Annotated in this window: 9 protein-coding genes and 1 other RNA gene; 8 read left to right on the forward strand and 2 right to left on the reverse strand. The window is 65.1% G+C overall.

What is annotated here, in order from left to right:
• Window positions 1-126 precede the first annotated feature (126 nt).
• Complete coding sequence (locus BLQ74_RS09145; RefSeq protein ID WP_090262243.1) at window positions 127-1260, reverse strand: alkane 1-monooxygenase; 1134 nt, start codon at window positions 1258-1260, stop codon at window positions 127-129.
• 180 nt (window positions 1261-1440) lie between these two features.
• Between BLQ74_RS09145 and BLQ74_RS09150 the strand changes: the two genes are divergently transcribed.
• The 6 genes from BLQ74_RS09150 to BLQ74_RS09175 all read left to right on the forward strand — a co-directional run bounded on the left by BLQ74_RS09150 (window position 1441) and on the right by BLQ74_RS09175 (window position 10057).
• Window positions 1441-2100, forward strand: coding sequence for a GntR family transcriptional regulator (locus tag BLQ74_RS09150; RefSeq protein ID WP_090262244.1), 660 nt, complete (start codon window positions 1441-1443; stop codon window positions 2098-2100).
• A gap of 13 nt (window positions 2101-2113) precedes the next feature.
• Window positions 2114-5602, forward strand: a complete 3489-nt coding sequence (gene smc, locus BLQ74_RS09155) for a chromosome segregation protein SMC (RefSeq protein ID WP_090262245.1) — start codon at window positions 2114-2116, stop codon at window positions 5600-5602.
• A 314-nt stretch (window positions 5603-5916) separates the two neighbouring features.
• Entirely contained in the window at window positions 5917-6804 is an 888-nt protein-coding gene (zipA, locus tag BLQ74_RS09160; protein WP_090262246.1) for a cell division protein ZipA, read from the forward strand.
• Window positions 6805-6905: 101 nt separating this feature from the next.
• Entirely contained in the window at window positions 6906-9299 is a 2394-nt protein-coding gene (gene ligA, locus BLQ74_RS09165; protein WP_090262247.1) for an NAD-dependent DNA ligase LigA, read from the forward strand.
• 49 nt (window positions 9300-9348) lie between these two features.
• Window positions 9349-9627, forward strand: coding sequence for an HU family DNA-binding protein (locus BLQ74_RS09170; RefSeq protein ID WP_090262248.1), 279 nt, complete (start codon window positions 9349-9351; stop codon window positions 9625-9627).
• A 49-nt stretch (window positions 9628-9676) separates the two neighbouring features.
• On the forward strand, window positions 9677-10057 hold the full coding sequence (locus BLQ74_RS09175; protein ID WP_090262249.1) for a hypothetical protein: 381 nt from the start codon (window positions 9677-9679) through the stop codon (window positions 10055-10057).
• A gap of 37 nt (window positions 10058-10094) precedes the next feature.
• On the opposite strand, the gene BLQ74_RS09180 is transcribed toward BLQ74_RS09175, so the two are convergent.
• Window positions 10095-10466, reverse strand: coding sequence for a hypothetical protein (locus tag BLQ74_RS09180; RefSeq protein WP_090262250.1), 372 nt, complete (start codon window positions 10464-10466; stop codon window positions 10095-10097).
• Between the two features lie 196 nt (window positions 10467-10662).
• Between BLQ74_RS09180 and ffs the strand changes: the two genes are divergently transcribed.
• Both ffs and BLQ74_RS09190 read left to right on the forward strand, forming a co-directional pair.
• Window positions 10663-10759, forward strand: an RNA gene (gene ffs, locus BLQ74_RS09185) — signal recognition particle sRNA small type.
• Between the two features lie 331 nt (window positions 10760-11090).
• Window positions 11091-11738 carry a response regulator gene (locus BLQ74_RS09190; RefSeq protein ID WP_090262251.1) on the forward strand — a complete coding sequence of 216 codons (648 nt, stop codon included), beginning with the start codon at window positions 11091-11093 and terminating at the stop codon, window positions 11736-11738.
• Window positions 11739-11910: the final 172 nt, after the last annotated feature.

An 11910-nucleotide genomic window follows, 5' to 3' on the forward strand; every position in this document is an offset into this window, starting at 1 on the left:
AGGCGTAACCGTCTGCAGGGGCCGTCCGGCGAAGGCGATGGGGCTGCTGGGCATTGCGCAGGCGAGGGCAGAAAAAAAGACGGCAGCCGGGGGTAATTCGGCTGCCGTAAAGGCGTGGCATCGAACTCAGGCGTGCTGGTCGTCGCTCAATTGGTATTCCTCGCCGGCGTAGTAGGCGCGCACCCGCGGGTTCATCACCGCGCGCCAGAGCGGCGGAAACAGGGCGAGGACGATCATCCCGGCGTAGCCATTGGGCAGTTGCGGGCTGTCGTCGTAATGGCGCAGCACCTGGTAGCGGCGCTTGGCGCTGGCGTGGTGATCGGAATGCCGTTGCAGGTGGAAGAGGAACAGGTTGGTCAGCAGGAAGTTGCTGTTCCACGAGTGTTCATGGGTGGTGCGCTCATAGCGCCCATCGGCCAGTTTGCGACGGTGCAGGCCGTAGTGCTCGACGTAGTTGACGATCTCCAGCAGGGTGCAGGCCATGGCCGCCTGGCCCAGGAAGTAGAGCGCGCCCAGCCAGCCGAAGGCCAGGCCGAAAGCGAGCAGGAAGAGTGCGCTGAGGGCGTACCAGCCGATCAGCTCGTTGCGCCAGTGCAGCGCCGGCAGGCCCTTGCGCCTGAGGCGCTGGGCCTCCAGGCGCCAGGCATTGCGGAAGTTGTGCGCATAGGCGTGGGGCAGGAAGGCATACAGGCTCTGGTCGTAGCGCGAGGAGGAGGCGTCCTCCGGGGTCGAGACGTTGACGTGGTGGCCGCGCACGTGCTCGACCTTGAAACCGGCGTAGCACACCGCCGCCAGCAGCAGGCCGCCGGCGCATTGCTCCAGGGCCGGGTCCTTGTGGATCAGCTCGTGGGCGACGGTGATGCCGATGGCGCCCATCACCGTGCCGACCGAGAGAATCCAGCCCAGCCGGCCGCTCCAGTCCCAGGTTTCGGTATGGCTGAACACCCAGCCGCCATAGACCAGCATGCCGAGCAGCAGCGGCACCGTCAGCAGGCTCAGCAGGCGGTAGTAAGCCTGACCCTCCAGCAGCGGCACCTCGCTGGCCTCGTCGGGGTTGGCCGGGTCGCGGCCGACGATGGCGTCGAGCAGCGGGATGACCAGGAACACCACGCCGATGACGAACCAGGTCCAGGCATTGGGCCGGTCGCTGCCCTGGGACCAGTGGTAGCTCAGGGGAATGCCGAGCACCGGCACCAGCCAGATCCAGTAGCCGACCTTTTTCAGGCGCAGCATCCAGGCGGGGGAGAGCGAGGCGAACATAGGGCGACTCCTGGCGATGACTTCGTAGGATTGTCCGACAATCTTGCGCCAGTTTCGTCCTCGTCGCGCACCAACCTTCGTTCTGTCAGCCACTCCGAGCGGGGCCTTGCGGGGTAACGCCCTGTGTTACACTTCGCGGCCGCACGCCCCTCCGAACAGCCCGCAGCGATAAGGACAACCATGACGTTCAAGGCCCCGGACAGCCTGGCTGAACAGATTGCCCACCACCTCGCCGAACGCATCATCCGGGGCGAGCTCAAGGAACGCGAGCGCATCCAGGAACAGAAGGTCACCCAGGCGCTGAACGTCAGCCGCGGCTCGGTCCGCGAGGCGCTGCTGATCCTCCAGCGGCGCCATCTGGTGGTCATCCTGCCGCGTCGCGGGGCGCAGGTTTCCGAACTGTCCGCCAGCCATGTGGAAAGCCTCTACGCGCTGGTCATGGAGCTGTACATCATGCTCGCCGTGGCCGTCGCCCGGCATTGGCGCGACGCAAGCGACCTGCAAGCGTTCCAGGCGATCCAGCAGCGCCTGCTGGAAGACTCGCGGCGGGGCGATATCAACGCCTTCGTCGAGTCCAGCTTCGACATCATGCGCGCCGGGTTTCCCTTCGCCGCCAACCCCTATCTGCAGGAAACCGTGGAAAACCTGCTGCCGGCCATCAGCCGCACCTACCACCTGGCGCTGGAGCGGCGCAAAGGCGAGATGGGCCAGTTCATCGACAGCTTCGCCCGTCTGTTGCAGGCCGTGATCGACCGCGACGAAGCACGCATTCGCACGGTATTGCTCGACTACGGCCGCCACAACAGCCAGCTGGTGCTGGCTGCCCTGGCCGAACGCTGAGAGGCGCGGGCATATGCGGCTCAAATGCATCAAGCTGGCCGGGTTCAAGTCCTTCGTCGACCCGACCACGGTGAACTTCCCGAGCAACATGGCGGCCGTGGTCGGTCCCAACGGTTGCGGCAAGTCCAATATCATCGACGCCGTTCGCTGGGTGATGGGCGAGAGTTCGGCGAAGAACCTCCGCGGCGAGTCGATGACCGACGTCATCTTCAACGGCTCCAACACGCGCAAGCCGGTGACCCAGGCGTCGATCGAGCTGATCTTCGACAACAGCGACAACAGCCTGGTCGGCGAGTACGCCAGTTACGCCGAGATTTCCATCCGCCGCCGCGTTACCCGCGACGGCCAGAACACCTACTTCCTCAACGGCACCAAGTGCCGCCGCCGCGACATCACCGACATCTTCCTCGGCACCGGCCTGGGTCCGCGCAGCTATTCGATCATCGAGCAGGGCATGATCTCCAAGCTGATCGAGGCCAAGCCGGAAGACCTGCGCAATTTCATCGAGGAAGCCGCCGGCATCTCCAAGTACAAGGAGCGCCGTCGCGAAACCGAGAACCGCATCCGTCGCACCCAGGAAAACCTGGCGCGCCTGTCCGACCTGCGCGAAGAACTCGAACGCCAGCTCGAACGCCTGCACCGCCAGGCCCAGTCGGCGGAGAAATACCAGGAATTCAAGGCCGAGGAGCGTCAGCTCAAGGCCCAGCTCGGTGCCCTGCGCTGGCGCGAACTCAACGAGCAGGTCGGGCAGAAGGAGCGGGTGATCGGCGACCAGGAGGTGGCCTTCGAGGCGCTGGTAGCCGAACAGCGCAGTGCCGACGCCAGCATCGAGCGCCTGCGCGACAGCCACCACGAGCTGTCTGAGCGCTTCAACCAGGTACAGGGGCGCTTTTATTCGGTGGGCGGCGACATCGCCCGCGTCGAGCAGAGCATCCAGCACGGCCAGCAGCGCCTGCGCCAGTTGCAGGACGACCTGCGCGAGGCCGAGCGCGCGCGCCTGGAAACCGAATCGCACCTGGGCCACGACCGCACCCTCATGGCCACCCTCGGCGAAGAACTGGCCCTGCTCGCGCCGGAGCAGGAAGTCAGCGCCGCCGCGGCCGAAGAGGCCAGCGCCGCGCTGGAAACCTCCGAAGCCAGCATGCACGAATGGCAGCAGGGCTGGGACGCCTTCAACCAGCAGAGCGCCGAGCCGCGCCGCGAAGCCGAGGTGCAGCAGTCGCGCATCCAGCACCTGGAGCAGAGCCTGGAACGCCAGGCCGAACGTGAACGTCGCCTGAGCGAGGAACGCCAGCAACTGGCGGCCGACCCGGAAGGCGCGGCGATCCTCGAACTGAGCGAGCAATTGGCCGCCACCGAGCTGCAACTGGACGAGCTGCAGGCCGAGGAGCAGGAACTCATCGAGCGCCTGGAACAGGTGCGCCAGGCCCTGCAGGACAGCAGCGCGGCGCAGCACCAGGCGCAGGGCGAATTGCAACGCCTGAACGGCCGCATCGCTTCCCTGGAAGCCCTGCAGCAAGCCGCGCTCGACCCCGGCGCCGGCACCGCCGACTGGTTGCGCGCGCAAGGCCTGGAACAGCGCCCGCGCCTGGCCGAGAACCTGCGCGTGGAGGCGGGCTGGGAACTGGCGGTGGAAACCGTGCTCGGCGCCGACCTGCACGCGGTGTTGCTGGACGATTTCAACGACCTGCCGTTCGCCAGCCTGGAAAAGGGCGAACTGCGCCTGCTGGATGTGCCCCGCGGCGGCGCCAGTCGGGCCGGCAGCCTGCTGGACAAGGTCGACAGCGCCCTCGACCTGTCCGCCTGGCTGGCCCGGGTGCGGCCGGTCGACAGCCTGGAACAGGCCTTGGCCCAGCGCAGCGGACTGGGCGACGGCGAAAGCCTGGTCAGCCGTGACGGCTACTGGGTCGGCCGGCACTTCCTCCGCGTCCGCCGTGGCGAGTCCGCCGAGAGTGGCGTACTGGCCCGTGGCCAGGAATTGGAGCGTCTCTACGCCGAGCGTGAGCGACTGGAAGCGCGCCTGGCCGGGCTCGACGAGCAACTGCAAGACCAGCGCCAGGCCCAGCGCCAGGCCGAGGACGGGCGTGAGCAGTTGCGCCGGCGCATCCAGGAAGAAGGCCGCCGTCAGGGCGAGCTGAAGGCCGGATTGTCGGCGCAGCAGGCCAAGGTCGAGCAATTGACCCTGCGCCGCCGCCGACTCGACGAAGAGTTGGCGGAGCTGGCCGAGCAGCGCGCCATCGAGCAGGAGCAACTGGGCGAAGCGCGCCTCAGCCTGCAGGATGCCCTTGACGCCATGGCCCAGGACACCGAGCGCCGCGAGAGCCTGCTGGCCGAACGCGATGCGTTGCGCGAGCGTCTCGACCGCATCCGCCAGGAGGCGCGCCAGCACAAGGACCAGGCCCACCAGTTGGCGGTGCGCGTGGGTTCGCTCAAGGCCCAGCATGAATCCACCTGCCAGGCGCTGGAGCGCCTGGACTCCCAGGCATTGCGCCTGAACGAGCGCTGCGAGCAGCTCAACCTCAACCTGGAGGAGGGCGCCGCGCCGCTGGAAGAGTTGCGTATGCGCCTGGAAGAGCTGCTCGAGCGGCGCATGGGCGTGGAAGAAGAACTGAAGATCGCGCGCCTGACGCTGGAGGACGCCGACCGCCAGTTGCGCGACGCCGAGAAGCGCCGCACCCAGGCCGAGCAGCAATCGCAACTGCTGCGCGGGCAACTGGAGCAGCAGCGCATGGAATGGCAGGCCTTGAGCGTGCGTCGCAAGGCCCTGCAAGAACAGCTCGGCGAAGACGGCTACGACCTGCACACAGTGCTCGGCACCTTGCCCCACGACGCCGCCGAAGCCATCTGGGAAGAGCGCCTGGAAGGCCTCGCCGGGCGCATCCAGCGCCTCGGCCCGATCAACCTGGCGGCGATCGACGAATACCAGCAGCAGTCCGAACGCAAGCGTTACCTGGACGACCAGAACGCCGACCTCGTCGAAGCCCTGGACACCCTGGAAAACGTCATCCGCAAGATCGACAAGGAAACCCGCAACCGCTTCAAGGAAACCTTCGACCAGATCAATGCTGGCCTTCAGGCCCTGTTCCCCAAGGTCTTCGGCGGCGGTCACGCCTACCTGGAACTTACCGGCGAAGATCTACTCGATACAGGGGTGGCGATCATGGCCCGGCCGCCGGGCAAGAAGAACAGCACCATCCATCTGCTGTCCGGCGGCGAGAAGGCGCTGACGGCTCTGGCGCTGGTCTTCGCGATCTTCCAGCTCAACCCGGCACCGTTCTGCATGCTCGACGAAGTCGATGCGCCGCTGGACGATGCCAACGTCGGGCGTTATGCCCGGCTGGTCAAGGAGATGTCGGAGAAAGTGCAGTTCATCTATATCACCCACAACAAGATCGCCATGGAAATGGCCGATCAATTGATGGGCGTGACCATGCACGAGCCCGGTTGTTCGCGTCTGGTGGCAGTGGATGTGGAGGAAGCCGTGGCCCTGGCGGAGGCATGAAGCCAACGCCTTCTGGACAAATTTCATACAGTGATTACGGGCACTTTGCTGTCACTGCCATGTTGCCCCGCCGAATACGTAAGCTGTTGATTCGATTGGGTTCATCGGCGTTTCCCCAGGGCGCCCGCAATAGCCTGCGGAAAGTTGCGAATAGTTGCGCGGATGGTCCGTGCAGGCAGTGTAAAAGTTATGTCGGGCATGCTAGCTTAATGCCCACTTTTGTTACGCGTGGACATACAAACTACAGCGCCACGTTTTCAGGGATAGGACATCCTTTTTTTCATCATCATTTTTATCAGGGGCAATGGGATTAGATGGATATCGGTCTACGCGAATGGCTGATCGTCATTGGGCTTATCGTGATCGCCGGCATTCTGTTCGACGGTTGGCGTCGCATGCGGGGCGGCAAGGGCAAATTGCGCTTCAAGCTGGACCGGCATTTCGCCAACCAGATCGACGATGAGGGCGACTCACCGGAAGTGCTGGGGCCATCCCGCGTGGTCGAGCACAACGAACCGTCGCTGGACGAGCACGACCTGCCTTCCATCAGTGCCAAGGAGTCGCGCGGCAAGCGGCGCGGCGAACCGCGCCAGGGCGACCTGAACCTCGACGACCCGGCGCCTAACCTGCTCGGTCCGCTGGACGAGGAAGACTTCCCCGAAACCCTGGAAGAAGCGCCGAAGGAAAAGCCCAAGGCCAAGGATCGCAAGAAGGACAAGGAGCGCGAGAAGGAGCGCCAGGCAGCCCCCGCCGCCAGCGCCCCGGCGCCGGTCGAGGAAGTGCTGATCATCAACGTGATCAGTCGCGACGAAGGCGGCTTCAAGGGCCCGGCCCTGCTGCAGAACATCCTCGAAAGCGGCCTGCGCTACGGCGAGATGGACATCTTCCATCGTCACGAGAGCATGGCCGGCAATGGTGAAGTGCTGTTCTCCATGGCCAACGCGGTCAAGCCGGGCACCTTCGATCTGGACAACATCGACCAGTTCAGCACCCGCGCAGTGAGCTTCTTCCTCGGTCTGCCGGGGCCGCGTCATCCGAAGCAGGCCTTCGACGTGATGGTCGCCGCCGCGCGCAAGCTGGCCCAGGAGCTCAACGGCGAGCTGAAGGACGAGCAGCGCAGCGTGATGACTGCGCAGACCATCGAGCACTACCGCCAGCGCATCAGCGAGTTCGAACGTCGCGCCCTGACGCAGAAGCGCTAATCTCAGAGCCAAGCGGATAGCCAGAAGCCGGAAGTGACTACCCAGTCCCTTCCGGCTTTCCGCTTTTCAGCTTCCAGCCTCCAGTCCCCGCTCAGAAGACCATGACCGACAGCCAGACCGCCGCCCAACGCATCGCCCAGCTCCGCAGCGAGCTGGATGCGCACAACTACCGTTATTACGTGCTCGACGAGCCGAGCGTCCCGGATGCCGAATACGACCGCCTGTTCCGCGAGCTAAAGGCGCTGGAAGAGGAGCACCCGGACCTGGTCAGCGCCGAATCGCCGACCCAGCGCGTCGGTGGCGCCGCCGCCGCGGCCTTCGGCGAGGTGCGTCACGAAGTGCCGATGCTCAGCCTGGGCAACGCCTTCGAGGAACAGGACCTGCTGGACTTCGACCGGCGCGTGCGCGAGGGCCTGGCCGACCAGTTGCCGGCCGGCGATCTGTTCGGCGGCGGCGCCGAGGTGGAATACAGTTGCGAACCCAAGCTCGACGGCCTGGCGGTCAGCCTGCTGTACGAGAACGGCCGGCTCACCCGCGGCGCCACCCGCGGTGACGGCAGCACAGGCGAAGACATCAGCGCCAACGTGCGCACCGTGCGCAACATTCCCCTGCGCCTGCAGGGCGAGGGCTGGCCGGCGGTGCTGGAGGTGCGCGGCGAGGTGTACATGTCCAAGGCCGGCTTCGACGCGCTCAATGCGCGACAAATGGAAAGCGGCGGCAAGACCTTCGCCAACCCGCGCAACGCCGCTGCCGGCAGCCTGCGCCAGCTCGACCCGAAAATCACCGCCAGCCGTCCGCTGGAGTTCTGCGCCTATGGTTTCGGCCGGGTCGAGGGCGGCAGCCTGCCGGATACCCAGGTCGGCATCCTCGAAGCCTTCAAGGCCTGGGGCGTGCCGATCAGCCGCGAGCTGAAGCGGGTCCAGGGCGTTGCCGGCTGCCAGGCCTACTACGCGGACATCGGTGAGCGCCGTGACAGCCTGGCCTACGAGATCGATGGCGTGGTGTTCAAGGTCAACCGCATCGATTTCCAGCGCGAGCTGGGCTTCCGCGCCCGCGAACCGCGCTGGGCCGTGGCCCATAAATTCCCGGCGCGCGAAGAACTCACCGAACTGCTCGACGTCGAGTTCCAGGTCGGCCGTACCGGCGCCGTCACACCGGTGGCGCGCCTGAAACCGGTGCAGGTGGCCGGCGTTACCGTGTCCAACGCCACCCTGCACAACATGGACGAAGTCGCCCGCCTCGGGCTGATGATCGGCGATACCGTGATCATCCGTCGCGCCGGCGACGTCATCCCGCAGGTCATGCAGGTGGTCAGCGAGCGGCGGCCGGCCGATGCGCGTCCGGTGCGGGTGCCGGAGCACTGCCCGGTGTGCGGCTCGCAGGTCGAGCGCACGCAACTGGTCAAGCGCGCCAAGGGCCGCGAGTCGGTCAGCGAAGGCGCTATCTACCGCTGCGTCGGCCGCTTGTTCTGCCAGGCGCAACTGAAACAGTCGATCATCCACTTCGTCTCGCGGCGGGCCATGGATATCGACGGCCTCGGCGACAAGATCGTCGAGCAACTGGTGGACAAGGGCCTGGTCAAGTCGCCGGCCGACCTGTTCACCCTGACCTACGAGCAGGTGGTCGAACTGGAAGGCTTCGCCGACCTGTCCACGCGCAACCTGCTCAGCGCCATTGCCGACAGCCGCCGCCCGAGCCTGGCGCGCTTCATCTACGCCCTGGGCATTCCCGATGTCGGCGAGGAGACCGCCAAGCTGCTGGCGCGCGCCCTGGGTTCGCTGGCGCGCATCGAGAGGGCGCTGCCGGAGGTGCTGACCTACCTGCCGGACGTTGGCGCCGAAGTCGCCTACGAAATCCATAACTTCTTCGCCGACGAGCACAACCGCAAGGTCATCGAGCAACTGCTCGACGAGACCCATGGCATCGCTTTGCAGGAGGAGGGCGAGCTGGCTGCCGAATTCGCCGCCTGCGCGACCCTGGCGGACTTCATCGCCAAGCTCGACATCGCCGGCATCGCCGCCACCGGGGCGAAGAAGCTGGCCGAAAGCGCCGGCGACCTGGAGGGCATCGTCGCCCTCAGCCAGGACTGGCTGACCCTCAGCGTGAGCAAGGCGCTCAACGAGAAGGCCAAGCAATCCTTGCGCGATTACTTCGCCGACCCGCAGCGTGTCGCCCGTGCGCGTGCCATCGAAGCGCAATTGCGCGAGTTCGGCATGCACTGGCAGAGCGAACGCAAGGTCGCCGAGGGGCTGCCGCTGGCCGGTCAGACCTGGGTGCTGACCGGCACCCTGGAGGCGATGAGCCGCGACGTCGCCAAGGACAAGCTGGAAAGCCTGGGCGCGAAGGTCGCCGGCTCGGTATCGGCCAAGACCCATTGCGTGGTCGCTGGCCCCGGCGCCGGTTCGAAGCTGGCCAAGGCGCAGGAACTCGGCGTCGCGGTAATGGACGAAGAAGGGCTGCTGGCGTTGCTCGCCGCGCACGGCTTGAGCGCTTGATCCGCCGTTTTCGGTATTTTTCGCACCTCAACCATTCAGGAGACACAACATGGCTTTGACCAAGGATCAGCTGGTCCGCGATATCGCCGATTCCCTCGACCTCACCCAGGCCGCCGTGCGCGGGGTATTCGAGCAACTGGCACAGATCGTTCAGGACAGCCTGGAGAACGGCGAGGAACTGACGCTGCCGGGCATCGGCAAACTCAAGGTCGCCGAGCGCGCCGCGCGCAGCGGACGCAACCCGCAGACCGGCAAGACCATCCAGATCGCCGCGAAGAAGGTGGTGCGTTTCGTACCGGCCAAGGCCCTGGCCGACAGCCTGAACTGAGCGAGGCCGCGCGGCCCGAAAAGCCGCGCGCCGATGCCCGGAGACGAACATGGATAAAGCGAGAAAGCAGCGCGTGTCGGGGCTGATCGCCCTGGTGCTGTTGTTCGCCCTGTATGTGGCCTGGACCCAGCGTCCGCAGATCCTCCTGCATTACGACGCCCAGGGCAGCGGCCCGGTGAGTTACAGCTTCAAGGAAAACGGTGTGGAAACCCTGGCCGGCGACATCAAGCCCGGCGAGGTACGCAGCTTTCCGTTGAGCCTGTGGCGCAGCGCTGGCTACCTGGTGTCCTTCACCTTCCACCGGGGCGCCGAGAAGTACGCCAGCTTCAGTAGCCGGCCCGGCTATGACAAGCAGGACCTGTTCCTCGGTCCGGGGCTGGAAGTGTCCACCCAGCCGATCGCCAGTGGCAGCTTCCGCCAACAGCAATAGCGCCACGCCCCTGGTCCGCCGGGCCGGGGCGTCGCCGTCACAGATACGTCAGGTTCAGCAACAGCGGGCGGCCCGCCGCGCGCCCCTCGGTGTCGCGCAGCAACAGGCGTAGCGCGGCGCCGTTCAGCACCACGCCGCCCTTGAGATCGAGGGGCCGGCCTTCGAGGTCGGTCACCTGGATTCGCGGCAACGGTGCCTGGCCCTGGGCCGGGCTCAGGTGCAGCGATACCGGGCTGCTGCAGCCTTGGACGGCGAGGCCGGTCGAGCGGGCGAGTGCCGGCGGCGAAAATTGGCTGGTGCGGCAGCCTGGCTCGACGACCAGTCCCTGGAAGCGCAACTCCTCCGCGCACAGGGGCAGGCTGAAGAGCAGGGACAGCAGCAGGGCAGAGGGGCGCAGGTCATCGCGCATGGCTGGATCTCCCGGAACAGGACTCGGAGGCGTTCTATCCCGGTATCGGCAGAGGTCGCCGAGGCTGCAGTCGCCAGGCACGAAACTGCCGAATCGCCCTCAACCTTGAAGCTAAGTGCTTGAAGTGGTTGTAACTTACGCGCAAGCCGGTACAATGGCGCGGCTCGCTGATCTGGCGAGTTCTCAATGGTGGCCCTGTCGGTCCCCCCGCAACGATTACCCGCTTACCTGGTCAGGTCCGGAAGGAAGCAGCCAAGGCGGGGACATTGTGTGCCGGGGTGTGGCTGGCGGGGCCGCCTCCATTTCAGCCTCCCGTTTTTCTCCTGCCGCTGGCATGCGCCGCTTGCCGGTGCGCTTCTCGTTCGTCCGCTGTTACACGGGGCCATGCTGAGCCCGTGACGCCTTACATTCATTCGAAATAATAAAGTTCGCGGAATCTAAAATTGAGATGGCGCTATTGGAATCAATAACGCCGGCAATGTTTTCTATTACTGTCGAATGTAGGAAATTTCCCATAATTAATATTTGGGAAAAATCCGAGCTGCCGAGCCATCGGGCATTCATTTAGATTGCTCGCCCGCGAGCGTTTAGTCTTCGTGGAGTTATTTTTTAGGTGAGGTTGATTTGAAAAAGATCAAGATTGTTTTGGCGGACGATCATGCAGTGGTGTTGATGGGAGTGCGTGGAGTCCTGGAACGTCATCCCCAATATCAGGTCGCCTGCGAAGCGCGTTCGTCCGGCGAGTTGGTGAGTGCATTACAGCGTGAGGAGTTCGATATCGCCATTACCGACTTCAGCATGCCAGGCGATGAAGTCTATGGCGATGGTGTCCGTTTCATTGGTTATCTGGTGCGTAATTTCCCTAAGGTGAAATTCCTCGTGTTCACCATGCTGTCCAATCGCTTGGTGCTGGACCGCTTGTTCGAGCTGGGCGTGGCCGGCGTGGTGCGCAAGGACGCCGGCATGGCGCAGTTGCTGTCTACCCTGGACGCCCTCGGCAAGGGCCGTTGCCTGGTCCGCTCGGGCTTTCGCAATGGCGAGGCCGAGGCCCGCGAAGGCGAGCTGCGGCGGCGCCTGGAGTCTCTCTCGGTCAAGGAATACGAGGTGTTGCGGCTGTTCGTCTCGGGCCTGCGCGTCAGCGATATCGCGCGTTTGCTCAAGCGCAGCGACAAGACCATCAGCGCGCAGAAGTCGTCGGCCAAGCGCCGGCTCGGCGTGAAAACCGACCAGGAACTGCTGGCCTGCTGCCTGGAGGGGCATTTCTTCGATTGATGATCCTGGCGCGGACTGGCCTGGGCTACGCCAAGCGCTGGCCAGCGGCGCTTCCCTCGATGCAGCGGGCTGAACGGCTCGCTGTTCCTTGATCGATCCCCAATATCCGGCGCCGGCGTTTCCTCTCTTTTACTCGCAATGAGTCATTGACGTTCTATTCGTCTGGGAATTT

Source organism: Pseudomonas panipatensis (assembly GCF_900099785.1).
GTDB classification, from domain to species: Bacteria; Pseudomonadota; Gammaproteobacteria; order Pseudomonadales; family Pseudomonadaceae; genus Pseudomonas; species Pseudomonas panipatensis.